General features: G+C 70.2%; 21 protein-coding genes. 16 read left to right on the top strand and 5 right to left on the bottom strand.

What is annotated here, in order from left to right:
- Positions 1 to 73: 73 nt before the first annotated feature.
- Together VFZ09_RS03885 and glnD are read left to right on the top strand one after the other, a co-directional pair.
- Positions 74 to 1,576: an ArnT family glycosyltransferase gene (locus VFZ09_RS03885; RefSeq protein WP_329726103.1), complete on the top strand. Its 1,503-nt coding sequence runs from the start codon at positions 74 to 76 to the stop codon at positions 1,574 to 1,576.
- Between the two features lie 10 nt (positions 1,577 to 1,586).
- Positions 1,587 to 4,283, top strand: a complete 2,697-nt coding sequence (gene glnD / locus VFZ09_RS03880) for a [protein-PII] uridylyltransferase (protein ID WP_329726102.1) — start codon at positions 1,587 to 1,589, stop codon at positions 4,281 to 4,283.
- 6 nt (positions 4,284 to 4,289) lie between these two features.
- Here glnD and VFZ09_RS03875 read toward each other — a convergent pair whose 3' ends face one another.
- On the bottom strand, positions 4,290 to 5,072 hold the full coding sequence (locus VFZ09_RS03875) for a TVP38/TMEM64 family protein (protein WP_329726101.1): 783 nt from the start codon (positions 5,070 to 5,072) through the stop codon (positions 4,290 to 4,292).
- Positions 5,073 to 5,386: 314 nt separating this feature from the next.
- Between VFZ09_RS03875 and VFZ09_RS03870 the strand changes: the two genes are divergently transcribed.
- The 5 genes from VFZ09_RS03870 to VFZ09_RS03850 are packed head-to-tail and all read left to right on the top strand — an operon-like array spanning position 5,387 to position 9,372.
- Positions 5,387 to 5,842: a general stress protein gene (locus VFZ09_RS03870; RefSeq protein ID WP_329726100.1), complete on the top strand. Its 456-nt coding sequence runs from the start codon at positions 5,387 to 5,389 to the stop codon at positions 5,840 to 5,842.
- 39 nt (positions 5,843 to 5,881) lie between these two features.
- Complete coding sequence (locus VFZ09_RS03865) at positions 5,882 to 6,220, top strand: hypothetical protein (protein WP_329726099.1); 339 nt, start codon at positions 5,882 to 5,884, stop codon at positions 6,218 to 6,220.
- Between the two features lie 33 nt (positions 6,221 to 6,253).
- Positions 6,254 to 7,453 (top strand): sodium:proton exchanger, encoded by a 1,200-nt coding sequence (locus VFZ09_RS03860; RefSeq protein ID WP_329726098.1) that lies wholly within the window; start codon positions 6,254 to 6,256, stop codon positions 7,451 to 7,453.
- Positions 7,450 to 8,727 (top strand): cation:proton antiporter, encoded by a 1,278-nt coding sequence (locus VFZ09_RS03855; RefSeq protein WP_329726097.1) that lies wholly within the window; start codon positions 7,450 to 7,452, stop codon positions 8,725 to 8,727. Before VFZ09_RS03860 ends, VFZ09_RS03855 begins: the two co-directional genes overlap by 4 nt.
- Positions 8,728 to 8,760: 33 nt before the next feature.
- Positions 8,761 to 9,372, top strand: a complete 612-nt coding sequence (locus VFZ09_RS03850) for an L-threonylcarbamoyladenylate synthase (RefSeq protein ID WP_329726096.1) — start codon at positions 8,761 to 8,763, stop codon at positions 9,370 to 9,372.
- Between the two features lie 32 nt (positions 9,373 to 9,404).
- Here VFZ09_RS03850 and VFZ09_RS03845 read toward each other — a convergent pair whose 3' ends face one another.
- Both VFZ09_RS03845 and VFZ09_RS03840 read right to left on the bottom strand, forming a co-directional pair.
- Complete coding sequence (locus tag VFZ09_RS03845) at positions 9,405 to 9,944, bottom strand: hypothetical protein (protein ID WP_329726095.1); 540 nt, start codon at positions 9,942 to 9,944, stop codon at positions 9,405 to 9,407.
- Positions 9,945 to 10,181: 237 nt separating this feature from the next.
- The gene (locus tag VFZ09_RS03840) at positions 10,182 to 11,396 is read right to left on the bottom strand and encodes a methyltransferase (RefSeq protein ID WP_329726094.1); all 1,215 of its coding nucleotides are present in this window, start codon (positions 11,394 to 11,396) and stop codon (positions 10,182 to 10,184) included.
- Between the two features lie 71 nt (positions 11,397 to 11,467).
- On the opposite strand from VFZ09_RS03840, the gene xerD reads away from it, so the two are divergent.
- Positions 11,468 to 12,421, top strand: coding sequence for a site-specific tyrosine recombinase XerD (xerD, locus tag VFZ09_RS03835; RefSeq protein ID WP_329726093.1), 954 nt, complete (start codon positions 11,468 to 11,470; stop codon positions 12,419 to 12,421).
- A 23-nt stretch (positions 12,422 to 12,444) separates the two neighbouring features.
- On the opposite strand, the gene VFZ09_RS03830 is transcribed toward xerD, so the two are convergent.
- On the bottom strand, positions 12,445 to 13,110 hold the full coding sequence (locus VFZ09_RS03830; RefSeq protein WP_329726092.1) for an SRPBCC family protein: 666 nt from the start codon (positions 13,108 to 13,110) through the stop codon (positions 12,445 to 12,447).
- A 218-nt stretch (positions 13,111 to 13,328) separates the two neighbouring features.
- Between VFZ09_RS03830 and VFZ09_RS03825 the strand changes: the two genes are divergently transcribed.
- Entirely contained in the window at positions 13,329 to 13,931 is a 603-nt protein-coding gene (locus VFZ09_RS03825) for a Uma2 family endonuclease (protein ID WP_329726091.1), read from the top strand.
- 35 nt (positions 13,932 to 13,966) lie between these two features.
- On the opposite strand, the gene VFZ09_RS03820 is transcribed toward VFZ09_RS03825, so the two are convergent.
- A complete protein-coding gene (locus tag VFZ09_RS03820; protein ID WP_329726090.1) occupies positions 13,967 to 15,133 on the bottom strand; it encodes a DUF4388 domain-containing protein in 1,167 nt (388 codons plus the stop codon).
- A gap of 235 nt (positions 15,134 to 15,368) precedes the next feature.
- Between VFZ09_RS03820 and trpS the strand changes: the two genes are divergently transcribed.
- The 7 genes from trpS to VFZ09_RS03785 all read left to right on the top strand — a co-directional run bounded on the left by trpS (position 15,369) and on the right by VFZ09_RS03785 (position 25,367).
- Positions 15,369 to 16,382: a tryptophan--tRNA ligase gene (trpS, locus tag VFZ09_RS03815; RefSeq protein WP_329726089.1), complete on the top strand. Its 1,014-nt coding sequence runs from the start codon at positions 15,369 to 15,371 to the stop codon at positions 16,380 to 16,382.
- Between the two features lie 18 nt (positions 16,383 to 16,400).
- Positions 16,401 to 17,267 (top strand): segregation and condensation protein A, encoded by an 867-nt coding sequence (locus VFZ09_RS03810; protein ID WP_414640669.1) that lies wholly within the window; start codon positions 16,401 to 16,403, stop codon positions 17,265 to 17,267.
- Positions 17,254 to 18,234 (top strand): SMC-Scp complex subunit ScpB, encoded by a 981-nt coding sequence (gene scpB / locus VFZ09_RS03805; RefSeq protein WP_329726087.1) that lies wholly within the window; start codon positions 17,254 to 17,256, stop codon positions 18,232 to 18,234. Before VFZ09_RS03810 ends, scpB begins: the two co-directional genes overlap by 14 nt.
- 31 nt (positions 18,235 to 18,265) lie before the next feature.
- Positions 18,266 to 20,428 carry a pseudouridine synthase gene (locus tag VFZ09_RS03800; RefSeq protein ID WP_329726086.1) on the top strand — a complete coding sequence of 721 codons (2,163 nt, stop codon included), beginning with the start codon at positions 18,266 to 18,268 and terminating at the stop codon, positions 20,426 to 20,428.
- A gap of 68 nt (positions 20,429 to 20,496) precedes the next feature.
- Positions 20,497 to 22,602 (top strand): HEAT repeat domain-containing protein, encoded by a 2,106-nt coding sequence (locus VFZ09_RS03795; protein ID WP_329726085.1) that lies wholly within the window; start codon positions 20,497 to 20,499, stop codon positions 22,600 to 22,602.
- A 1-nt stretch (position 22,603) separates the two neighbouring features.
- Positions 22,604 to 24,466: a cyclic nucleotide-binding domain-containing protein gene (locus tag VFZ09_RS03790; RefSeq protein WP_329726084.1), complete on the top strand. Its 1,863-nt coding sequence runs from the start codon at positions 22,604 to 22,606 to the stop codon at positions 24,464 to 24,466.
- 82 nt (positions 24,467 to 24,548) lie between these two features.
- Entirely contained in the window at positions 24,549 to 25,367 is an 819-nt protein-coding gene (locus VFZ09_RS03785) for a hypothetical protein (protein WP_329726083.1), read from the top strand.
- Position 25,368: the final 1 nt, after the last annotated feature.

Below are 25,368 nucleotides of genomic sequence, written 5' to 3'. Positions count from 1 at the left end.
AATCCTGCTCTATCCAGGAGTGTCTTTTCTAGAGGGTCATGAGAAATAACGATGGAAGGCTCAACGAGGTTTCATGAGATCGCCAAGCTTCAACGCTCCTGGATTCCTGACGCGGCACGCGGTGGCCGTGGGCGTGCTCGGGACGTTCCTGCTGAGCCTCGTGCTGCGGCTGCTGTTCCTCGAGGCGTCGATGGATCGGAACTGGCCGTTCTCCATCTTCTTCTACGGGGACTCGCGCTTCTTCCATGCCTATGCGCTCGATTGGGCACGCGGGCGGCCCGCGCAGGCATCGCTCCCGTACCACCCGCCGTTGTTTCCCTGGACGCTCGGGCTGCTGTACCAGCTCCTGGGTGAGCCGCGAGGTAGTGCCTGGCCCTACAAGCTGAGCCTGGCGCTGTTGAACTCGGCCACGGTGGCCTTCACCGGGTGGTGGTGGCGCCGGGTGCTCGGGGTGGGGTGGAGCCTGCTGGCCGCGGGGCTCTTCTCGGCCAGCTTCGGGTGGCTGGTGCTCTCGACGACGTACAGCAACGAGGTGCTGTACGTGCTCTTCCTGTCGGCCACGTGCTGGCTGATGCTCGAGCACCGGAGCGGGCCGTCGTGGAAGGGCGCGGTGCTCCTGGGCGCGGTGATGGGGCTGGGCGCGCTCACCCGGGCCGAGCACCTGCACCTGTGGCCCTTCCTGCTCGTCTACGCCTGGCTCCACCGGGAGCGGGGCGCCCCGGTGCGCGCGCAGCTCGTGCGGTGGGCGGGGGCGGTGGGGGTGTCCCTGGTGGTGCTCGCGCCCTGGGCGCTGCACAACGCGCGCGTGCTCCAAGAGCTCAACGCGCGCACGCCGGAGCTCGAGCCGTTGCCGGTGGTGGCCCCCGTCACCGTCTATGGCCCCATCAACTTCGCCATGGCCAACCACGCCGGAGCCACGGGCGGTTTCACGCCGGACCTGGTCAACCGGCTCGGCCAGGACGGCCGGCTGGACGCGGCCAATCCCTCCCAGCGCCACCTGCTGCTGCACGGCTATGCGGAAGGGCTGCGGTGGATGGGCGAGCACCCCGCCGGCGCGGTCCGCCTGCTGGCCGCCAAGCTGGGACGTTGGCTGGACGGCTTGAGCCTGGGGTATGGCGCCTCCAACCTGCCCGGAGGGCTCGAGGGGGCCCGCGCGCCGGTGGATGTCTTCGTCCCGGAGAGCACCTGGTTGAAGTGGCCGCTCGCGCTGCTGTTGCTGCTGGGGGCGGGGCTCTCGTTGCGCGCGCCGCACCGGGCCTTCAGCCTGTTCACCCTGGTGCTGTTGCACCGCGCGCTCATCACCCTGGCCTTCTTCGGGTACACGCGCGGCATGCTGGTCCTCTTTCCCGTGCTGGTGCCGCTGCTCCTGCTGCCCCTGAAGGTGTTCGCCGACAGCCGCCCCTCCCTGGCCGGGAGACTTCCGGTGCTCGCCTCGTGCGCCCTGCTGCTGCTGTGGCTCGAGGCCGGGACGCTCGCCCTGCGCGGTCCCCGCGACTTCATGGCGAGCGGCAGTACCGACCAGATGAGCGGCAAGCTCATCCAAGATGATTGGGTACGGCTCTGGCCGAAGCGCTAGAACCTCCTCCATGAGCGTTCCGCCCATCCCGCAGCCACCCGCGCCCTCTCATCGCGAGGCCCTCGGCTCGCTTCCGGAGCTCCGCCCCGGTGATCCCCAGGACCGGCTGGCCCGCGCCCGTGAATACCTCCGCGACGCCCACGCCCGCGTCGAGGCCTTCCACCGCGAGGGGGCCGCCGGACTCTCCACCTGCCGCCTCCTCTCCGCCGCCACGGACCGGCTCGTCCAGGGGCTCTTCTCCGAGCTTTCCGCCGAGCTCCATGCCCCTCCGGGCCTCGCCCTCGTCGCGCTCGGCTCCTACGGGCGCCGCGAGCTGTCTCCCCACTCGGACCTGGATCTGCTCCTCCTGCGCGGCCCCGGCGTCTCCGAGGAGGCCACCGCCCCCCTGGCCCGCGCGTTCCCCACGCTCCTGTGGGATCTCAAGCGCGCCGTCGGCTGGAGCGCTCGCGGCCCCGACGAGTGCGCCCGCGCCGCCGAGTCCGACCACACCATCCGCACCGCGCTGCTCGACTCGCGCTTCGTCACCGGCGATGCCGCCGTCTTCCGCCACCTCGCCGAGGACGTCCTCCCCGAGCTCCTCACCCACCGCGCCGACGCCTACATCCAGGACAAGGTCCAGGAGCTCCGCGCCCGCCGCGAGCGCTTCGGCGACTCCGTCTTCCTCCTCGAGCCCAACCTCAAGCAGGGCAATGGCGGGCTGAGAGATCTGGAGACCGCCCTGTGGATCGCCCGCGTCCGCTTCCGCACGCGCGGCCTCACCGGTCTGCTCCAGCAGTCCATTCTTCCTGGCTCACAGGTGGCGCGCCTCAAGGCCGCCCGCGACTTCCTCCTGCGCATCCGCCACCAGCTCCACTTCCTGCGCGGACGCAAGGAGGACCGGCTCACCTTCGATCTCCAGGAGGAGGTGGCGCGCTTCCTCGGCTACCAGCAGGGCCCCGTGCTGCCCGTCGAGGCCTTCATGCGCGACTACTACCTGTCCGCCCATGCCCTGCGTCAGGCCGCCGACGCGCTCATCGCTCGCTGCGAGGAGCTCAGCACCGCCCGGAAGATCTCCCTCTTCCCCGAGCGCCGGATCGGCGCCTTCAAGGTGTTCCGCGGCAAGCTCACCGTGTCGGACCCGGGCCTCTTCACCCGCGAGCCCGCCACCGTCCTCGACTTCTTCCGCACCGCCGAGGAGCAGGGGCTGCCCCTCTACTCGTGGGCCCGCGAGCAGGCCGTGCAGGCCCTGCCCGCGCTCGAGGCCGCCCGCGCCACCCCCGCCGTCACCTCCGCCTTCAAGGCCCTCTTCGCCCGGCCCGGCACTCGCGGCGAGCTCCTCTTCGCCCTGCACGATGCCGGCGTGCTCGGCGCCGTCGTGCCCGAGTTCGGCCGCGTCACCGCCCACCACCAGCACGACCTGTACCATGTGTACACCGTCGACGTTCACACCCTCTTCGCCGTGCGCCGCCTCCAGTGCCTGCGCGCCGGAGATCTCGTCACGCAGGAGCCCGAGCTCTCCCGCGAGATGCGCGACCTGAAGGATCCCCTCCCGCTCTACCTCGGCATGCTCCTGCACGACGCGGGGAAGGGGATGGGTGGAGATCATTCGGAGAAGGGCCGCCTGCTCATGGTGGCCCTCGGCGAGCGGCTGGGCCTGACGCCCCGTCAGCGCGAGGTGGCCGAGTTCCTCGTGAAGGAACACCTGGCGATGAGCCACACCGCCCAGCGCCGCGACCTGAGTGATCCCGCCCTCATCGCCGACTTCGCCCGCAGGGTGGGCGACGTGGAGAAGCTCACCTGTCTCTACCTCCTCACCTGGGCGGACATCTGCTCGGTGGGGCCGCGCATGTGGACGGGCTGGAAGGCACAGCTGCTGCGCGAGCTGTATGACAAGGCCCGGGCCCACCTCGTGGGCTCGGTGGCTCCGCGAGGGGAGGGTTCCGCCGAGCACCTGCGCGAGCGCTTCCACGCGCGTTGGGCCCGCGTCCTCGGCGAGCCCCGGGCGCGCGAGCTGGGTCAGGTGCTCCCCGAGCGGTACTTCCTCGGGACGGATCCCTCGCGCGCCACGCTCCATGGGCGGCTGCTCGCGTGCGCCCGGAAGCGCCCCCTCGCCGCCGCCCTGCGCCACCACCCCGACGCCGGTTACAGCGAGCTGTCCTTCGCCGTCCAGGACAGGCCCGGTCTGCTCGCGCTGCTCGCGGGCGTGCTCTCCGCCCACCGCATCGACATCCTCTCGGCGCGCATCATCTCCACGTCGGATGGGCTCGCGCTGGACGTCTTCGATGTGCGGCCCCCGCATGGGTTGTTGCTCGAACGCTCCCGCTGGCGCATGGCCCGGACGGATCTCCTGCGCGTGCTCTCCGGCGGAACCACCATCGAGGACGTGCTGCGCCGGCGCCGCTCCGGCTCCGTCCTGCAACGGCACCTGCCTCCCGTTCCTCCCAAGGTCACCGTGGACAACCGCGCCTCCCGCGACTTCACCGTGGTGGACGTGGTGGCCCAGGATCGCGTGGGCCTCCTGCACGCCATCTCCTCGGCCCTCACCCGCGCGGGCGCTGGGATTGCCCTCGCCAAGGTGGCCACCGAGGCCCACCGCGCCATGGACTCCTTCTACGTCACCCGCCAGGGCGCCCGGATCGAGGGCCCCGGTGACGAGGCGGCGCTGGTGGAGGCGATCACCTCCGCCCTGGACGCCCTGGAGCGGGAGGGCGCGGAGGTCCGGAGCTGAGGGGGCTCACGGGCCCGCGGGCGGCAGTTCCTGGAAGGTCGACAGCGACGGTCGCATGCCTGACTGGCCCTTCGTCCTCAGCGGTGGTTCACGAGGCCGCCGGGGCTCGGCCTTCTCCTCCGGCTCGTCGGCCGGGGCGTCCTCGCTGATCTCCCGGAAGATGCGGCGGCCGAGCAGCGCTCCCAGCCCCAGCGACACCACCATCCCCACGCCGGACACCACCGTCATCACCGTCCGCCCCTGCGCCAGTCCACTGCCGAACTGCGCCGTGAGGAAGGTGCCCGGGACGGTGCCCAGCAGCACCCCCATCGCCAGCGGCCAGAAGCGCGCCCGGGCCGCCGTGGCCGCCGCGATCATCACGTCCGTGGGCATCAGCGGGTTGATGCACATGAGCAGCGCGAACTTGAAGCCGTGCCGCTTCGCCGCCCGTGTGATCGCCGGATAGCGGCTGCCCGCCATGCGCTTCATCAACCGCGTCCCCAGCCAGCGCGACAGTCCGAAGATGAGCAGCGTGGCCAGGAAGCTGCCCATCAGTGAATAGATGGTCGCCGCCAGGGTGCCGAAGATCATCCCCCCCACCGCGGTGAACACCTGGCCGGGCAGCAGCGTCACCGGCCGCACCGCCAGGAAGAACACGAAGGCCACCGGCGCCCACTTCCCCATGGGCGCCAGCAAGCCGTGCAGCTGCTCCTGGTTGATGAAGTCCGGGCCCAGCAGCCGCAGCATCGTGAGCCCCCCGATGGAGGCCAGCACCGGCGCCAGGAGCTTCAGCCAGGCCTTGAGACCCATTCCTCCTCCGCCTCCACCGTTCACGCCGTCCTCCCACTCTCGATTGGCGGGAAAGGTGGGACAGCGAACGGGAATCTGCAACGCGCACTGGTGTGTTGTTGACACTGAAGCGTCCGGGCGGGCAGGCCGTAGTCACGCCCGCCGGGACAGCGTAGGCCCCCAACTCCGCATAATTCCTGGGGATCTTCAGTGCTCTGTCCGGTGTGAACGGCTGGCGGTGTACGGAGCTTGCTTGCATCGGGGCGCTTCCGTCCCAAGTTTTGGGGCAAGGGGCACCCTGGCGGGGATGGGGAGAACGTAGGAGGAGAGACGACATGCAGCAGGACAAAGACAACAAGGGCAGCATGACGGTGGCCGAGGCGGGACGGAAAGGCGGAGAGACCGTCCGCAACGAGCGGGGCCGGGAGTTCTACGAGACGATCGGCCGCAAGGGCGGAGCGACGGTGAAGGCCGAGAGGGGCCGCTCCTTCTACGAGGAGATCGGCCGCAAGGGCGGCGAGACCGTGAAGGCCGAGCGCGGGGCGAAGTTCTACGAGGAGATCGGCAAGAAGGGCGGAGACCGCGTGAAGGCCACGCGGGGGCCGAACTTCTACGAGGAGATCGGCCGCAAGGGCGGCCAGAAGGTGAAGAAGCTGATCGAGGAGGGCAAGCGGGCGGCCCGGGCGGCGCAGGAGGCGGCGGCCGGCGGAAGCCCAGCCCCAGCGGCCGAGGAGCCGACAGCATCTGCCTCGCCTCCGTCCGGCGAGCCGGGCCCAGGCCGCACCGAGTAGCGCGTGACGCAAGGGCCGCGGACCGGATAGACACGGGTCGTGTACCTCTTCCTCGCGTTCCTCGACCACGCGGACCAACCTGAGCGGGCCATCCGACGGCTCCGGGACTTCGGTATCCCGGAGCCGTTGGTCGTGCGGGCCCGAAGCGCCGCGGCCACGCTGTCGGCCGAAGTGCCCATCTTCGCCGGCCTGCGCAGCCTCGCGCTCGGGGCGGACGAGGATCGGCTCGTGCTGGTGAGCCTCCTGCCGGCCCAGTCCGCCGAGGAGGTGGAGCGGCTCGTACAACGCGTCCAGCTGGAGATGGACGCGGACGACCCGCCGATGGGACGGCTGGTGGCCCTGCCGGTGATCGCCGCCCCCATGCATCGCCGGGAGTGACGAACCGCGACGGGCGGTGTAAGCACCGTCTCCGTGCAGGCGCTGCTCGTCTTCCTCGCCATCGCGGCGCTCTCCCTGCTCGCCTCGAGCCGGACGGTGCTGGACCCTGGCCGCTTTCCGTCCCTGGCGCACCTGGCGGCCAGCGGGCTGCTCTTCCTGGCCTGTGGGGCGGTGATGGGGCCGGGCACCCTGGGGGTGCTCTCCTGGGGCGATCTGACGGCCCTGCGGCCGGTGCTGGCCCTGGGGCTCGGGGTGGCGGGCATCATCATCGGCCTGAACCTGGAGCCCCGGCTGCTGAGGCTGCTGCCCCGGGAGGTGTACGCGGCGGCGCTCGCTCATGCCGGGACGGCCTTCTTGTGGGTGGCCCTGCCCCTGGCCGGTCCCTTGCTCTTCACCATGGGCCTGGAGCCCGGGGCGGCGGTGGGGGCGGCGGCGCTGCTGGGGGCGGCGGCGAGTCTGTCCTCGGGCCACTTCGCGGTGCTGGGCTACCGCACCGGGCGCCTGGAGCGGCGCAGCGGCCTGGCGGTGGCGCTGCTCACCATGCTGGATGATCTGGTGGGGCTGGGGGTGCTCGTGCTGGCGCTGGCCTTCGGCGCGGCGGGCCATCCGCTGGAGGGGCTGGGGCTGGTGGCGCTCGCGTTGCTGCTGGGCATGGCGTGTGGAGGACTGCTCGCCTTCCTCATGCACGGGCTGAAGGATCAGGGCGAGCTGATGGCGGTGCTGCTGGGCGGGGTGGCGCTGGTGTCCGGGGCGGCGGCGTACCTCCGGGTGTCGGCGCTGCTGGCGGGAGTGGCCTGCGGGGCCACCCTGGCGCTGGTGGGGGGCCGGGCCGTGGAGCAGGCCGCGCGGGGGCTGGGGCGCTTCGAGCGGCCCGCGTACCTGCTGCTGATCTTCCTGGTGGGCGCCCACGTGCAGGCGAGGGATCTGATGGCGTGGGCGCTGCTGCCGGGGTACCTGGGCCTGCGCTTCCTGGGCAAGGTGCTGGGAGGGGCGCTCGCGCAACGCATCGCCGGGGGCACGTTGGCGCTGCCGCCGCGGCTGGGCTACGCGCTCATCGCCCAGGGTGGGCTCGCGCTGTGCCTGGTGGTGGAGTACCTGGTGCTGGTGCCGGGGCCGCTGTCCCAGCGCGTCTTCGACGTGGTGGTGGCGGGGGCCGTCATCAACGAGCTGCTCGGCAACCAGGCCTTCCGCTCCGTGTTGGAGTCCACCCCGGCGAGAGGAGGCCCGTCATGAAGGGGGCGCTCCTGCGGCTGCTGTTCCTGGTGCTGGTGCTGGCGGCCATTGGCCGGGCGCAGGTGTGGCGCGTGGACACGGGCACGCCGGTGACGCTCGCCGCGGGCGCGCTGCTGCTGTGCGGGCTGTTCGCCGGCAAGGTGGCGAAGGGGCTGGGACTGCCCCGGCTCACGGGCTACCTGCTGGTGGGCGTGGCGGTGGGGCCCTACGCGCTGGGCTTCATCCCCAGCGCGGGCGTGAAGGGGCTGGAGCTGGTGAAGGGGCTGGCGGTGAGCCTCATCGCGCTGGTGGCGGGCACGGAATTGCAGTGGGGGCTCATCCGCCGGGTGGGGGCCAAGGTGGCGGCGCTGTGCGTCGCCGTCTGCGGGGCGACGTTCCTGGCCGTCTTCGCGGCGCTCTTCGCCCTCAAGCCGGTGTTGCCCTTCCTGACGCCCATGACGGTGGGGCAGGCGCTGGCCGTCAGCGCGCTCGTGTCCACGGTGGTGGTGTCCTTCTCGCCCACGGTGACGATCGCCATCGTGCAGGAGACGAGCGCGCGCGGCAGCTTCACCGAGTTCCTCATGGCCCTCGTCATCATCGGGGATCTGGTGGTCATGGTGGCCTTCGCCGTGGCGGCGGGCCTGACGCGGGCGAGCTTCGGTGGCGGGCTGGACGTGGCGGGGCTGCTGAGCGGGGTGGGGTGGGAGCTGTTCGGCTCGGTGGTGGTGGGGTGCCTGCTGGCGGTGGTGATGCTGGTGTACATGCGGCGGGTGAAGCGCGAGCTGCCGCTCTTCCTGGTGGGGCTGTGCTTCGTGTCGGCCGAGGGCGGCGCGCGCCTGCACCTGTCGCCGCTGCTGGTGTCGCTGGCGGCCGGGGCGCTGATCGCCAACCTGGACGAGCGAGAGGGCGAGCGCATCCACCACGCCATCCAGGTGGCGGGCCTGCCCATCTTCGCGCTCTTCTTCGCCGCGGCCGGGGCGGGGCTCAAGCTGGACGCGCTGCTCACGGTGGGCCCGGCGGCCCTGCTGCTGGTGGCGTTGCGCGGCGTGGCCATCTACGGCTCGTGCCGGCGTTTCGCTCCGGCGGAGGATCCCCGGCTGGGCCGCTATCTGTGGATGGGGCTCATCTCGCAGGCGGGCGTGACGTTCGGGCTGGCGGCGCTCATCTCGCGGACCTTCCCGGACTTCGGGCCCCAAGTGGAGGTGCTCATCGTGGCGATGATCACCGCGCATGAGCTGATCGGCCCGGTGCTCACCCGGCGGGCCCTGCAGCGCAGTGGCGAGGTACACTCCTAGCCGCTACAAGGGCCGGCCTGAGGAGACACGGTCATGGCGTCAGCGGCGATCATCGAGGTGAACGCGGAGTTCCCGCAGCCGAGGCACATCCAGCGCGCGGTGGAGATCCTCTCCAGCGGCGGGGTGATCGCCTATCCGACGGACACCTACTACGGCCTGGGGTGCGACCTGGGCTCGAAGAAGGGGATTGAGAAGCTGTACCAGCTGAAGGGGCGGGACAGGAAGAAGCCGCTGTCGTTCCTGTGCCCGGACCTGTCGGACGTGGCGAAGTACGCGCACGTGAGCAACTTCGCGTACCGGACGATGAAGAGCCTGACGCCCGGGGCCTTCACGTTCGTCCTCGAGGCCACGCGGCTGGTGCCCGAGGCGATGATGTCCAAGCAGAAGCAGGTGGGCATCCGGGTGCCGGACTCGGAGCTCGCGCGAGCGCTGGCGGCGGCGCTGGGCAGGCCCATCGTCACCACCTCGGCCACGGACGCCGAGGGCGAGCCCCTCATCGACGCCAAGGACATCAAGGACGCGCTGGGGCACGGGTTGGATCTCATCCTCGATGGCGGGGTACGGCTGATGGAGCCCTCGACGGTGGTGTCGTTGATCGACGACCAGATCGAGGTGCTCCGGCAGGGCAAGGGCCAGCTGGATTGACAGTACGAAGTACGAGACGGGCTCGGTCTGAATCACCGTGATGTCCACTTCACGGTCAGCACGCTCCAGGAGCCGTTGTCCATGCTTGCGATCCCAGAAGGCCTCGCAAGCAACGTGAGTGTGTCGTTGGGTTCGACCTTCCAGTTGATATGAGTGGCAACCTGCGTCCAGTCGCCTGTGTTCGCGCCAACCGATTGAGCGACGATGGCGCCATTGATGAGAATCATCATCTCCACATACCTTGCTCCGCTTGTGGGAATCGCATCATAGCTCGCGGAGAGAGACACGACTCCAGCCTTCAGGATTCTCAGGCTTCCATCGGTTTGTAGCTCGAAGACATCAAGAGCGGAGTTCTGCCGGACATTCGTGTATTTTAATTTCAGATGTGACGATGATGAGGAGGATGTGAAATCCGCGGCATTGGTGAGCCAGCTCGTGAAGGCCTCGACCCGGGTCGGAACTTCGTTCAGAAGAATGCCTTGTCGGGTATTTTCTTGCGGAATGACAGGCTCCGCATGTGCAATCCCAACAAGCAGAGACAGCGCGAGTCCCCACATCCTCAGTCCATGCATCTTGATCTCCTTGTCTTTTCGGTTCCTGATTTTTCCATGATGATATGGGTGCTGGGGTTGGGGGAAATTGATTTCATCTGTTGTGATTGCTTTTGAACGGTGTGACGTATTTCTAAGGCGGGTGGTAGGTAGAGTTCGGAGGTGCTGGGGTGGAGGCGGAGAAGAAGCTCGAGTTGGCGGTGGAGATGGGTGACACGCGGGCTGTGCGCCAGGCCGGTGCAGCGGCCGTTCAGCCGGTCAGTCCGCCCTTGACGCGATGAGGGCGATGTTGCGGGGAGAGAGGCGCGGCTCGAAGACCTGCAGGAGTTCGACCTGAAAGCCCATCTCCTCGAGGAGTAGCGCGCGATCGAGCAGAATCACGATCTCCAGCGCCCGCGCGAAGCGATCCCTCATCAGATGACAGAGGAAGATGCGCCTCGTCTCGGGGCGAGCGGACACTTCAAAGGAATTCAGCTCGGCGTCCGTCATGCCGGCATCGAGTCGCAGGCGCTCCAGGCGATCACGCGCATAGACAGCGAAACTCCCGGCATAGAGCGTCTTGGGTGCATCCCCCGCCCGCACGAAGCCGAGCGCGGGAAACTTTTGCCTCAGCAGGAGATCGAGCGCGAACCGTTGCTCGTTGACGCGTTTCATCAGCGCGAACTCCGCCCCGGTCTTGTGGTGCCGTCCACGCGTCGCCAGGAACAGGGCACGCCGGGTGATGGGAAGCGCATGGGCCTTCCCGAAGCGGGAGACAGGGTAGTCCCGTGCGGCATCCATCTGGTCGTAGCAACAGCCAAAGTTCAGCAGCAGCCCTGCCGTCTGGCTCTTGCGAATCTGCGTCAGCGCGAGCGGCCCGCAGGTGTGTAACCCAATCGAGACCCGGTCCTGACCGGAAAAGAGTGGATCAATCTCGCTCTGCGGCCTGTCTTCGACGGAGGCGTGGATGAAACACAGCTTTTCCCGCGGCAGGGTCCGGGCCCGTCGTAGCCAGTCCCGGCCTTTCTCCTGCAAAGCCGCATCCCGATCGATGCTGTGGAAGGTCCAATCGAAAGTCCTGACACAGAGACGAGCGAGATGTCCCATGCCGCCACCGATGTCGACCGCCTGGCGGATCATCCGGGTTCTCGGCCCGAGCAGGGAGAGGACCCGCTCGATCTCATGGGCTTTCTTGGCATTGAGTCCCTGCGCGTCCGCGGTCGTCAGGCGTTGAGCGCCTTCATGCCAGGGCAGCGCTGTCAGTTCACGCAGCTCGAGCACGAGCGAATGCAGCGAACGGGGTGGCTCACCTGGAAGCTCCCCATCATCCAGCATCCGTTCGCCCGCTTCGTCGAGTGATTCAGCGTAGGACAGCCAGGATTCGGGATAGGCGGCTCTCGATTCCGGCCAGTTCTGGAGGATGGAACGTGACCAGAGCTCGGACCAGGGCCCGAGCAGGCCGGTGAGCGCTTTCAGTCGATCTTGGAGGTTCATCCTGTTCCACCTTCCACCCAGGTTGCCCGGAAGATTGCCCGTGTCCCCCACTGGGGTAGCCTGCACGCACCATGGAAGGGTACCTCGACGCGTTCATCGCCTTCATCCGCGCCGAGCGCGGCCTGTCCGGCAAGACGGTGGATGCCTACGCCGCGGACCTGGCGGTGTACTTCGCGGACTTGAAGCGCAAGGGCATCACCGACGTGGTGCGCGTGCAGCAGGACGACATCACCGGCCACCTGACGACGCTCAACACACGCCGGCTCTCCCGCCGCAGCCAGGCACGGCACCTGGCGGCCATCCGCAGCTTCCACCGCTTCCTCGTGGCCGAGAAGTACGTGGAGAAGGATGCCTCCGAGGACATCGACACCCCGCGCTCGGCGCGCAAGCTGCCCGTCTTCCTCACGCTCGAGGAGGTGGAGCAGTTGCTCGCCGCGCCCGAGGAGAGCTCGCCCGCGGGCATGCGGGACAAGGCCATGCTCGAGGTGCTCTACGCCACCGGCCTGCGCGTGAGCGAGCTGGTGGGCCTGGGCATCAACGACATCCAGCTGGGCGCCGGCTACCTGGTGGCCAAGGGCAAGGGTGCCAAGGAGCGCATCGTCCCGGTGGGCACCATCGCGGCGGAGAAGGTGCGGACGTACCTCGCGGGCCCCCGGCAGCTGCTGCTGGGCGAGCGCGAGTCCAAGGCGCTCTTCGTGACTCCGCGCGGGGACGGCTTCACCCGGCAGGGCTTCTGGAAGCTGCTCAAGCGCTACGCGCTCAAGGCGGGCATCCGCAAGCCGTTGTCGCCGCACAAGCTGCGGCACTCGTTCGCCACCCACCTGGTGGAGCGCGGGGCGGATCTGCGCGCCGTGCAGGCCATGCTCGGCCACGCGGACCTGGCCACCACGCAGATCTACACGCACGTCAACAGCGCGCGGCTGCGGGCCGTCTACGACAACGCCCACCCGCGCGGAGACGACGTGCGCGGGCGGGGAGGCGCCCTGGGCGGCCGCGTGGCCAGGAAGAGGGCAGGGGGGACGTAGGCCCTCCACCCGCCTTCACCTCATCACGGCGTGGGCGCCGCCATAGTCTGGCCGCCCGCGGGCGCCGGCTGGCCCTCGACCGGAGCCGCAGCCGCGGCCTCTGCCGCTGCCTTCTCGGCCGCCAGCTTCGCGGCCTCCGCCTCGGCGCGCTTCTGCGTCTCGGCCTCTGCGAGCTTGCCCATCGCCGCCAGGCCGGCGTCGAAGTCCTTCCCGAGCATCGCGTCCATGTCCATGAACAGCGATGCGGCCTTGCCCATGAAGGTGTTGGTGCCGTCCATCCTCCACGTCACCTTCACGCCCTCGGCCGCCGGGCTGAAGGTGAAGGTGGTTGGGCTGGTGGACGCGAACGGCCGGATGAACTCCAGCTTGATGCGGATGAGCTCGTTGGCCTTGCTCTCCTCGATCGTCATCCGGCCCTCGCCCACATCATCGTTGCCAGACCAGCCGTACTTCGCGCCCACGCCCGCGGCCGCGCCCTCGAAGGTCATCTTCTGGTTCGGGTCCAGCTTCTGCCAGGGCGACCACCCCTCCCAGCGGTGGAAGTCGTTCACCAGCGCGAAGGCGATGTCCGGCGCCGCCTTGAACGTCGCGCTGCGCTGCACGCTGAAGGTGGACGGCTGCAGGGCGATGAGGCCGAGCAGCGCCAGCACGATGACGCTGATGGCGCCGAAGATGATTTTCTTGATCATGGGGAGCACTTTCCTGTCGGGTGGGGAGGCGGGCGGGTCATAGGGGAATGTCCTGAGCACTCGCAAGCGTCCGGGAACGTGGACTCCTGGAGGAACGCCTCGGCCCCCGCAGTGCGAGGACCCTACCGGAGAAGTCAGAGTCCGGTGTATGATGGGCCGAGACGAGGAAGCGACGTGCTGCCTCGCGGGTTCTGACCACAGAGGTAGGGGGTGCGGAGATGGGGAAGGGGAAGAAGCCGGCCACGTACGAGGACATCGAGGCGCTGCCGGTCGGGTGGGTGGGGGAGTTGTTGGGGGACGAGCTGGTGGCTTCTCCGCGACCGGCCATGCCGCATCTGCGGGTGGCCTGGGCACTTGGAGTGCTGCTGGGCCCGGCTTCCGACCTGGGACAGCATGGGCCCGGCGGTGGGTGGTGGATCCTCAACGAGCCGGAGCTCCACCTCGGCAGGGACGTCCTGGTGCCGGACCTCGCGGGGTGGCGTCGCGACCGGATGCCTGTCCCGCCCTTCATGGACGCGCCCTTCTCCACGGTGGCTCCGGATTGGCTGTGCGAGGTGCTCTCGCCCTCCACCGAGCGGGTCGACAGGAAACGCAAACTGCCGCTCTACCACCGCGAGGGCGTGAGCCATGTCTGGCTCATCGATCCATCGGCTCGCAGCCTGGAGATCTACCGCCGGCAGGACAGGGATTGGTTGCGCGTGGGTCTGCACAGCGGAGACGGAGCGGTCATCGCCGAGCCGTTTGACGGGCTCTCGTTGACGCTGGGCTCGCTGTGGTGGCCACGGGCCGGTGCCACACGGGCTTCTATACCCTCACCCTAGCCCTCTCCCAGGGGGAGAGGGGACATCGCACGGGCTCAGCGCACGACGATCGGGATTCCGAAGGGCTCCGTCTTCGCACGCCGCCTCGGAGTCCCGGTGTCCGGCATCAGCTTCGCGACGCCCGCTTCCATCAGCCGCTTCAGCGAGCGGTATGCCGCCAGCTCGCCCATGGCCGTGTTCCGCAGTGCCTCGCGCACCGTCCGGGTGCCCCTCAGCTTCGTGTACAGGTACAGGTCGTCCGCCGTCAGCGACGGCGGGGCAGGGCGCGGCAACGGCTCGAAGTACAGCCGCCCGTCCAGCGCCAGCACCTCCTCCGCCAGCGCCACCGTCAACCGCACCTCCGCCTCCCGGTACAGCGTGTGCGCCTCCGGCACCGGCGCCCGCTCCAACACCTGCGCCGCCACCGCCACCGCTTCCTCGTACCGGCCTCCGTCCACCAGGCCTCGCGCCAGCGTCAGCAGATCCGCCAGCTCCGCCTGCTCGCCCACCTTCGGGCCCCTCGGCTTGCGCGGCGTCAGCGCCCCTCGCCGGTACAGGCGCAGCACCCAGCGCGCCCCGTGCAGCGGACCCTCCGCCGAGGCCGCCAGCAGCTCGCTCAGCGTCGCCCCGTGCTCGGCCAGCTGCAGCAACTGCTCCTCCGCCGCCGACACCGTCTCCACCGCGAACTCCCGGTACACCCCGAACGTCGTCGCCGGCCCCGGGAACAGATTCCAGAACACCTTCCACTCGAGCAGCCGCGCCAGCGCGTCCCGGTGCAGCTCCTTCAGGCCCAGCTGCAGCTCCACCGCCCGCCCCAGCGGCGGCAGCCCCGGGCGGAACTCCACCTCGCCGGACTCCCACCCGTAGCAGTCGAAGAGCGCCTCGCGCGCCTTGTGCCCCATCGCCTCCAGCAGCCGCGCCCTCGCCACCAGGCCCCGCTCCACCACGTAGGTGCCAAACGGCACCCCCGCCACCTCCGCCGCCTCGAACGCCACCGCCGCCCGCTCCGCGTCGAGAATCCGCAGCCGCGCCAGCATCTGTCCCAGGTGCTCCGTCGCCTCGCTGGAGCTCTCGCCCACCAGGTCGCCGCGTTGGAAGAAGAAGTGCCGCCGCACGGCACCCCGCTCCACGCGCAGCATCCCGTCCACCGCGGGTGCCTCGAAGAACGCGGGCATCAACAGCTGCAGCCGGTAGCTGGCCAGATTCCCCTTGAAACGCTCCATGTCGACGACTTCCTTCCTGCTGGGGGAACGGCAGGGTAACGAAGGTGGCCAGCCCCGGCAACCCTTTGATTTCACGGCCTTTTGTCTCGCCTCCCGAGAAGTTTCCAGGAGTCGGTCTGCTCGGGGAGCGGGCGGGCCAGTTCATTCCGTGCAACGGGCTTGCAGGAAAGTTGCAGGGTCGCCCTGGGTGTGCGAACCAGGGCTGTCACCCCTTTCGTGTATAGGCGTGGGAGTCATGCGGATCCTCTCGGGAGTCCAGTCGTCGGGCCGGTTGCACATCGGCAACTACTACGGCGCCATCCGTCAGTTCGTGCAGCTCCAGGACGAGGGCCAGGCCTACTTCTTCATCGCCAACCTGCACGCGCTCACCACCGTGCGCGAGCCCAAGCTCGCCGAGGAGCTGACGCGTGACGCCGCCATGGCCTACGTGTCGCTCGGCCTGGATCCGAAGAAGGCCGTCCTCTTCCGGCAGAGCGACGTGCGCGAGGTGCTCGAGCTGTACTGGATCCTCGGCACCGTGGTGCCCCACGCCCACCTCGAGCGCGCTCACAGCTACAAGGACAAGATCGCCAAGGGCATCAGCCCGGACTTCGGCCTCTTCGCCTACCCGGTGCTGATGGCCGCCGACATCCTGCTCTACAGCCCGGACTACGTGCCGGTGGGCAAGGATCAGATCCAGCACATCGAGTTCGCCCGCGACTGGGCCGTGAAGTTCAACCTCACCTACGTGCCGGGCTACGACCCCCAGGATCCCGAGGGCAAGGAGAAGGGCCATGCCCCCGGCATCCTCAAGCTGCCCGAGGCCCGCGTCCAGGAGAGCACCGCCACGGTGCCGGGCGTGGACGGACAGAAGATGTCCAAGTCCTACGGCAACACCATCGAGCTCTTCGGAGAAGAGAAGGAGATCAAGAAGCGCATCATGGGCATCAAGACGGACTCCACGGCCGTCGAGGCGCCCAAGCCCACCGAGAACGCCCCCTTGTACGATCTGCTCAAGCTGATGCTCCCCGAGCAGCGCTTCCAGGAGGTGGATGCGTCCTGGCGCGCGGGCGGCAAGGGCTACGGCGAGTACAAGAAGCTGCTCCTCGAGGCCTTCCACGAGAACTTCGGCCCGGCCCGCAAGCGCTATGACGAGCTCAAGCGCGATCCGGCCGAGCTCGAGCGTATCCTGCAGGATGGCGCCGAGCGCGCCCGTGCCGAGGCCTCCCAGCTCATGCAGCGGGTCCGCCGCGCCGTGGGCGTTCCCTGAGCGCATGAAGGACGTCTGGTGAGCGCAGGCCGTCGCAGCGCCCCTCCCACCGAGGAGACCCTCGAGGCAGACGTGCCCCGCAGTCCGGGTGACGCGTTCCGCGTTGCCTTGCCCAATTTCGAGGGACCGCTCGACCTGCTGCTCCACCTCATCAAGGAGCACCGGCTCGACATCTTCGACATCCCCCTGGCGCTCATCACCGAGAAGTACCTCGAGCACCTGGAGAAGATGCGGGAGATCAACCTCGACATCGCCGGCGAGTTCCTGGTGATGGCCGCCACGCTGGCCCACCTCAAGAGCCGCATGCTCCTGCCGCGCCAGGACACCGCCGAGCAGGCGACGGACGCGGTGACGGAGCTGCAGCAGGAGGAGGCCGCCGACCCTCGCGCCGAGCTGGTGCGCCGCCTGCTCGAGTACCAGAAGTACAAGGACGCCGCCGAGCAGCTGGCGAAGCAGGACCTCCTGGATCGCGACGTGTTCCCGCGCCGCGTGCCCGTGGAGGCCGTGCCCATCCCCGAGGAGGAGGTGGGCCTGCAGGAGTTCTCCGTCCTCAAGCTGATTGAGTCGCTCGACCGGGTGCTGGAGCGGCTGACGCCCAAGCTGCAGCACGAGGTGGTGCGCGAGAAGGTGAGCATCTCCGAGGCCATCCTGCGCATCGCCGAGCGCCTGAAGGCCCAGGGAGCGTGTACCTTCGAGAGTCTGTTCGATGAGCATCGTACGCGTCAGGAGCTGGTGATCACCTTCCTGGCCATCCTGGAGATGGTGAAGCGGCGGCTGCTCAAGGTGAGCCAGGAAGCCCCCCTGGCGGACATCATGCTCACGCCCAACGGGGATGCCCTGGAACGGCTGGTCCCCACGGAGGTGGATGAGAGTGAGTACCGGTAACAACGGCCCCGAGGACACCGGAGGCAAGCCCCCGCGCTCCTCCGGCGGCCCCAGCCCCTTCACCGAGGAGGAGATCGCCGCCGTCACCGGCCCCGGTGACGAGGACGAGCTGGAGGACTCCGAGGCCGCCACCATCGAGGCCGACGAGGTCCCCGACCTCCAGTCGTCCTTCGAGAAGCTCGTCGCCAAGAGCCGCAACCTCTCCCCGGAGCGCATCCGCACCGTCGTGGAGAGCGTGCTCTTCGTGGCCGAGAAGCCGTTGGATCTGGATCAGCTCTACGAGGCCACCGGCATCGAGCGCGAGAAGATCCAGGAGGCGCTCAACCTCATCTCCGGCATCCACCGCGACGGCATCAGCGGCATCGTCCTGTACGAGGTGTCCGGCGGCTGGCAGTTCCGCACGGATCCGCACTCGGGCGAGTACGTGCGGCGCTACCTGCGCGTGAAGCCCCAGCGCCTCACCCGCGCCGCCGTGGAGACGCTGGCCATCATCGCCTACCGCCAGCCCGTCACCCGCCCGGAGATCGAGGACATCCGCGGCGTGGACTGCGGCGCCGTCATCAAGGCGCTGTTGGATCGCAAGCTGATCAAGATCCTGGGCAAGAAGGAGGAGGTGGGCCGGCCCATGCTGTACGGGACGACCCGCGAGTTCCTCGAGTTCTTCGCCCTGAAGGACCTGTCCGCCCTGCCCACGCTGCGCGAGTTCCACGAGCTGACGCAGGAGCACCAGGAGATTGTCGAGAAGGAGCGGTCCTCGGCCCCGAGTGCCGCCGGCACCGTGGAGCTGCTGGCGGATCCGGACTTCCAGAAGCGCATGGACAAGAGCGTGGCGGCGTCGGAGGCCGCGCTCGAGGAGCTGGAGCAGGCCATGGACGCCGCGGAGAAGACGCAGAAGGCCGCCTCCAGCATCCTGAACCCGACCCCGCCACCCGCCGAAGGTGATAAGGGGCCAGTAGAGCCCGCTTGACGGGTCGACGAAGAAGTGGAAGGTGGCGGAAATGGCGTCTGAACGATTGCAGAAGTACCTGGCCCGCGCGGGCGTGGCCTCCCGGCGGCACGCGGAAGAACTCATCACCGAGGGCCGCGTCACGGTGAACAACGAGAAGGTGACCGAGCTGGGCTCCAAGGTGTCCCCGGGAGACCTGGTGACGGTGGACGGCAAGCTCGTCTCGCCGCCGGAGGAGTCCACCTACTACGTGCTCTACAAGCCGGTGGGCGTCGTGACGACGCTCTCGGATCCCCAGGGGCGGCCCACGGTGGCCAACTACATCGAGGAGACCGGCAAGCGGCTCTTCCCGGTGGGCCGGCTGGACTACGACGCCGAGGGGGCGCTGCTCGTCACGGACGACGGGGCGCTGGCGCACAAGCTGACGCACCCGAGCTTCCAGGTGCCGCGCACGTACCTGGCGAAGGTGAAGGGCTCGCCGGACGCGGCCACGCTGGAGAAGCTGCGCGGCGGCGTGCGGCTGGAGGACGGCATGGCCACGCCGCTGTCCGTGGACGTCTTCGAGCAGGCCGAGCGCAACACGTGGCTGAAGCTGGTGGTGGCCGAGGGCCGCCCGCACCTCATCAAGCGGCTGTGCGCCGCGGTGGGGGCCCCGGTGGTGCGGCTGTTCCGGCCCTCCTACGCGGGCATCACCGTCGAGGGCCTGCGCCCGGGCGAGCTGCGGCCGCTGTCGGAGAGCCAGGTGCGCATGCTGCAGGAGGTGGCGGACGGGAAGGCCTCGCCGCCGGAGCGCGAGCTGCGGTTGCCGCCGCGGCGCCATGGGCGCTCGGCCCCGGGCTTCGCGGAGGCGGACCTGGATGACGATGATTTCGGTGACGAGGCGCCTCCCGCGCCGGCCCGGTCGCGTGCGGCGGCGAAGCCCGCGCCCCGTGAGGCCGCCCGGACGGAGCGTCCCGAGCGCAAGGGTGTGAAGTCGGAGCGTCCGGCGCGAGCCGCGGCGGGTGCTCCCGCGCGCAAGACGTTCGCCCCGCGTGGCGAGGGCGGTTCCCGTCCGGCGTTCCGTGGCGCGGCGGGCCGTGGAGCCGAGCGCCGTGGGACGTGGACGCCCGGCGAGGACGAGGTCGAGAGCGAGGAGACTCCGAGCAGCCGTCCCGAGCGGGAGGAGCGTGGCGAGCGGAGTGAGCGTCCTGCCCGTAAGTCGTTCGGTGCGGGGGCGGGTGCCCGTCCGGAGCGCCGGGAGTGGTCGCCTCGGGGTGGTGGGGAGCGGAGTGAGCGTCCTGCGCGCAAGCCGTTCGGCGCGGGTCCTCGGGGTGGTGAGGAGCGGGGTGAGCGTCCTGCTCGCAAGCCGTTTGGCGCGGGTCCTCGGGGTGGTGAGGAGCGCGGAGAGCGTCCTGCCCGGAAGTCCTTCGGCGCGGGCGCGGGTGGCCGGCCGGAGCGCCGGGAGTGGTCGCCTCGGGGTGGTGAGGAGCGCGGAGAGCGTCCTGCTCGCAAGCCGTTTGGCGCGGGTCCTCGGGGTGGTGGGGAGCGCGCTGAGCGTCCTGCTCGCAAGCCGTTCGGCGCGGGCGCGGGTGGCCGTCCAGAGCGCCGGGAGTGGTCGCCTCGCGGTGGCGAGGAGCGCGGTGAGCGTCCTGCTCGCAAGCCGTTTGGCGCGGGTCCTCGGGGTGGTGAGGAGCGCGGTGAGCGTCCTGCTCGCAAGCCGTTCGGCGCGAGCGCGGGTGGCCGGCCGGAGCGCCGGGAGTGGTCGCCTCGCGGTGGTGAGGAGCGGGGTGCTCGTCCCGCGCGCAGGTCCTTCGGCGAGGATGCCGGTGGCCGTCCGGAACGCAGCAGCCCCTTCGCGTCGAATCCGAGCGCCGAGCGCCGGGTTCCCTCGCGTGGGCCCCGTCCGGAGCGCCGCGAGTGGTCGCCTCGCGGTGGCGAGGAGCGCGGTGAGCGTCCCGCGCGCAAGCCGTTCGGCGCGGGTCCTCGGGGTAGTGAGGAGCGCCGCGGTGCGGCACGCCCGGGAGGCGAGGAGGCTGGCGAGGGCTCGAAGTCCTTCGTGAACTGGCGCGCGAAGAAGCCGGGTCCCTCCTCCGAGTGGAACTCCCGGGCTCCCCGAGGCGCTGGTGGTCCCCGGGGTGCCGGTGGTCCCCGAGGCGCTGGTGGTCCCCGGGGGGCCGGCGGTCCTCGCGGCGCTGGGGCGCCCAGGGGCCGAGGGGGCCCTCGCAAGGGCCGCTGAGTCGTGGGCGGTCGCGCGCACCGCTGATATAACCGCCGGCGTCTCACGCTTTCCCTCCTCGGAGAACGATGCGAACCGGCGCGCGCACCTTCCTTGTCGTCCTGTCCCTTCTCGCCACCGCCGGGTGCAGTGGGAGCCGGGATCAGCTCCTCGCGGATCTGCAGAGCCCTCGCCCCGAGGTGAGGGCTCTCGCCGTGAAGAAGCTCGCCGAGGACGCCCGTCCCGACGACCTGGCCCTCTTCACCCGTGCCGCCAAGGACATGGCCTCCATCGTCCGCGGCGAGGCCGCCTCCGCCCTCGGCAAGAGCCAGGATCCCCGCGTGGTGGATCTGCTCGGCGAGCTGCTCGAGGACTCCGACGTGGACGTGCAGGGTCAGGCGGCCATGGCCCTGGCGCAGGTGAAGAACGACAAGGCCAAGGCCTACCTCACGCTGCAGTACGGCCGCCGCGGCCGTCAGACGCGCCAGGTGATCGTCCAGGCCCTCAAGCAGGCCAACGTGCCGGGCGCCATGGCCGAGGTCGTCGCCGCCGAGTCCAAGGCCATCTGGGAGCGCAACCTGCTGACCCTCAACGAGGGCTCGCTGCCCGAGCGCGTGGGCGCCGCCGAGGAGCTGGGCAAGAGCGGCCGTCCGGATGCCTTCAACCGGCTGGTGCCCCTGGTGCGCGACAGCCAGGTCGTCCTCGCCGCCGCCGCGGTGCGCGGCCTGGGGGACCTGGGCGACAAGCGCGCCGTGCAGGCCATCCTGCCCCTGCTCGACGAGAGCTTCCCCGAGCTGCGCGAGTCCGCCATCACCGCCCTCACGCGGCTGCAGGAGCCCCAGGCCATTCCCCGGCTCCAGGCCGTGGCGGTGGAGAAGAGCTCCGTGAGCCCCCTGGCCATCGACGCCCTGCTCGACATGCCGCGCCAGCCCCAGACGGATGCCGCGCTGTGCTCCATCGCGCTCGACGCCGAGACCAGTGAGGCCATCCCCGTCGCCCGGGCCATGCGCGAGCGCGGCGGCTGCCCCGTGGAGCCCATCGTCGAGCGCCTGGCGCGTCCCTCCACCGCCGCGGGCGGACTGCAGGTGGTGATCGGCCTCGGCCCCGCGGCCAGGGATCTGCTCCCCAAGGTGTTGCCCTACATCACCCAGGGCGATGCCACGCTGCGCGCGCTCGCCGTGGACGCGGCCGCGGCCATCGGGGAGTCCTCCGCGGCGCCCGTGCTGCAGAAGGCCTTCGAGCAGGAGCTCGCGGCCGCGCAGGCGCTCCGCCAGGACTGGGTCACCCTGAAGCTGCCCGAGCGCTACGGGCCGGGGTTCGATCCCTCCCAGCCGGGGAGCGGTGACAATCCGAAGCGCGAGAAGCACGCCAGCCTCATGGCCCGCGTGAAGGCGCTCAACGCGGCCAAGGCGCGCGAGCAGGGCCGGCCCGTGGTGCAGCAGCGCGCGCCCGCCGAGCTGTTCGATGACGTGGACTCGAGCAAGCTCGAGCCGCTGGCCGGGCTGCTGCGCGCGCTCGGGTCCGTGAAGGCGCCCGGGGCGCTGGAGCTGCTCAAGAGCTTCGCCGGTGACTCCAGCGTGACGGTGCGCACCGCCGCCCTGGTGGGCCTGACGCGGCTGGGGCCCGAGGGCGTGGCGCTCGCCAAGAACGGCCTGTTCGAGGCCGAGCGCGAGCTGGTGAAGGCCCTGGCCCAGGCGCTCGCCGAGCAGGGCGAGGCCGGACGATCCGCGCTGGTGGAGCTGCTGCCGCAGATCCACGGCGAGAAGCTGGTGGTGCTCGATGCGCTCGTGAAGGCGGGCGCGCCGGCCTCCGCGGCGGGCGAGCTCCAGAAGGTCGTCTCCGACGGCGGCCCCGAGGTGGTGCTGGCCGCCACGCTGCTGGGCCGGCTGAAGGCGAAGGAGGCGGTGCCCACGCTGGTGAAGGCGCTGGAGGAGCCCTCGGGCGTTGGCCGGCGCGAGCTGCTCACCGCCCTGGGGGAGATCGGCGACACCTCGGCGGCCGAGGTGGTGGCGCGCGACCTGTACCATGATCTGCCGGAGATCCGGGCCGCGGCGGCGGGGGCGCTCACGAAGATGGGCACCGGCGCCCAGGCCGATGCACTGGACGCGCTCAAGAGTGACTACTACCGTCGGGTCCGAGAGGCCGCGGTGACGGCGTTGGCCAAGACGACGACCGCGGCCGAGGGGGCACACTGACATGGAGCCACGGCAGCTCAGGGACAAAGCCAACGAAGCCCTCACCAAGGGACGCTTTGCCCGGGCCGCCGAGCTCTTCGAGGAATACTGTCAGCTGGACCCGAAGGACCACCAGGCGCGCGTGCGGCTGGGAGATGCCTGGGTGAAGGTGGGCGAGAACGCCCGCGCCATCTCCGCCTACCAGGCCGCCGCCGAGGGTTTCGCCCGCGAGGGGTTCCTCCCGCGCGCCATCGCCGCCAGCAAGCTCATCCTGGAGCTGGATGCGTCGCACCAGGGCGTGCAGCAGATGCTCGCCAACCTCTACGCCCGCCGGGGTGGAGCGGGAGGCGCGGCTCGCGCGGTGACGCCCAAGCCCCTGGAAGCGCCTCCGGTGGCGAAGCCGTCCGCGTTCTTCATCGAGCTGCCGCCGGACGTCGACGAGGCCCTGGCCTCGGAGGAGGCGTCCGCCCGGGAGCCCGCGCCCACGCCCGCGCCCGGGTTCAAGGCCGCCTCGTCCCTGTCGGGCATCGAGGTGGAGCTGGACATCGAGGAGACGGGGGCCGAGCCTCCCGCCGCGCCCGCGGCGGACATCGAGGTGGAGCTGGATCTCAGCGGCGCGGAGGAGGGGAGCCCGGAGGCCGCGCCCGCCCAGGCCGCCGTGGCGAAGTCCGGGCCTCCCGGTCTGCGCCGCCGTTCGAGCGACCTCCGTCCGGCCGTGACGGAGATGGAGCCGAACCCCGCGCCCGCCACACCCGAGCCTCCGCCCCAGCCCCTCCGGGTGGCGGCGGTGGGCCCCGCTTCGCCGCGCCTCGAGCGTTTCACGCCCCAGGACGGCGTGGACTTCCAGCCTCCGGTGCCGGGCAGCACGCCCTTCACGGAGCTGGCCGTCCAGGCGGACTCGCTGCTGCACGCGGTGGAGCTGGCGGCACTCGCGGGCGCGGGGCAGCTCGCGGAACCCGTGGCGTCCGCCCCCGCGATGGAAGAGCCGGGCACGCCGGAGGCCGAGGAGCCCATCGCCGAGGCGGCCCCCCAGGACGAGGCGCTGCCGAAGATTCCGCTCTTCTCGGACCTGCCGCGCGACGCCTTCATCGCGCTGTTCGAGCGCTGCCCGCTGCGCCGCTTCCCCGAGGGCGGACGCATCATCGAGCAGGGCACCAAGGGCGATGCCTTCTACGTCATCTGCGCGGGCCGGGTGCGCATCGTGCGCCAGGCCGGCGGCGAGCAGCGCGAGCTGGCCCAGCTGGGCGAGGGCGCCTTCTTCGGTGAGATGGCGCTGCTGTCGGGCGCGCCGCGCTCGGCCTCGGTGGTGAGCGCCTCCGAGGAGACGCAGGTGCTGGAGATCTCCGCGCCGGTGCTCGCGGGCCTCTCGCGCAGCTACCCGCAGGTGGCCCGGGCGCTGAGGCGCTTCTGCCGGCAGCGGCTGCTGTCGGACGTGGTGAACACCTCGGCGATCTTCCAGCCCTTCGGCCGCAAGGATCGGCGCGAGCTGGTGGAGCGCTTCCGGGCCCGCGAGGTGCGCCGGGGCGACACCATCATCCACGAGGGCCACCAGGTGGACGGCCTCTACGTGGTGCTCTCCGGCGAGGTGGCCGTCACCAAGGGCGAGCAGTCCCTGGCCCGGCTGCACGAGGGCGAGCTGTTCGGCGAGATGTCCCTGCTGCAGAAGACGCCCGCCAACGCCACCGTGACGGCCGCCCGCAACACCTCGCTGCTGCGGCTGCCCCGCGAGGACTTCGACACCCTCATCCTCACCCACCCGCAGATCCTCGAGCTCGTTTCCGAGCTCTCCGAGGCCCGCCAGCGCAGCAACGAGGCCCTCCTCGGAGGGCATCCCCACGTCCACGGGGAGACGTTGGAGCCTCACGAGGAGCTGGTGCTGTTCTGAAGCCTGCTCCCCCTGGGAGAGAGTGTCCGTCCCTTGACGCCGTGCGTTGGGTAGAAGCGGAAAAATGCTGTATGTGTGAGGAATGGGGCGAATCTCATTCCTCGTATGGGTGGTGCTTCTCACTGGGGGTTGTGCTTCGCAGCGGCTCGCGGGCGCGGATCTGGATCGCGTGTCGCGGCCCGCGTTCATCTCCCGGATCGAGCTGGAGGCGGGCCCGCACAGCCTCGTGTTCCGGGACGACAGCGCCTACAAGGACAAGCTCAAGAAGCTGGAGCCGAAGGAGGCGGATCGCCGGCTGCAGGCGAAGCTGACCGCGGCGGTGACGCGCTTCGAGGTCTCCGAGCGCCTGCGGGTGAATACGTTCCGGCAGCTCCCCGAGGAGCGGCCGTGGGTGGACACGTTGGATCCGGCGCGGGTGGCGACGATGCTGGAGAGCTTCCTGGTGGAGGAGGTGCCAGCGAACGCCCCGGACTACGACTTGCTGACGCGGCTGGGAGCGGACTCGGTGGTGGAGTTCGTCATCCAGGATTACGGCATGCGCAGCGTGAAGGGGCACGCGGGGGCGTACATGCGGGGCTATGCGCGCATGTTCAAGATCAACGGGCGTACGGAGCTCTGGCGCCGTCCCTTCCAGGTGGACCGCGTGGCCGAGGGCGCCGAGCACCTGGATCCCTTCAAGGTGGGGAAGGATCCGTCGCTGTTCCGCCAGGAGCTGACGTCGATGCTGGACGTGGTCGCCGCGCAGTTCGCCGAGGAGCTGCGTCCGCCGGATCGCAAGCCGGGCGCGCCGCCGCCGCAAGAGGGCGACAGCGTCCACTCCACGGGCCGTGAGCTGCCGGCGCCGCCGAAGCCCGCCGAGCCCGAGCTGGGGCCGGGCGAGCTGCCGGATCCGGATCCGTAGT

Origin of the sequence: Archangium sp. (assembly GCF_036277355.1) — a bacterium.
GTDB lineage: Bacteria > Myxococcota > Myxococcia > Myxococcales > Myxococcaceae > Archangium.
The sequence above is the reverse complement of the archived record's forward strand: the minus strand, read 5'-3'. Positions and strand labels throughout refer to the sequence as shown.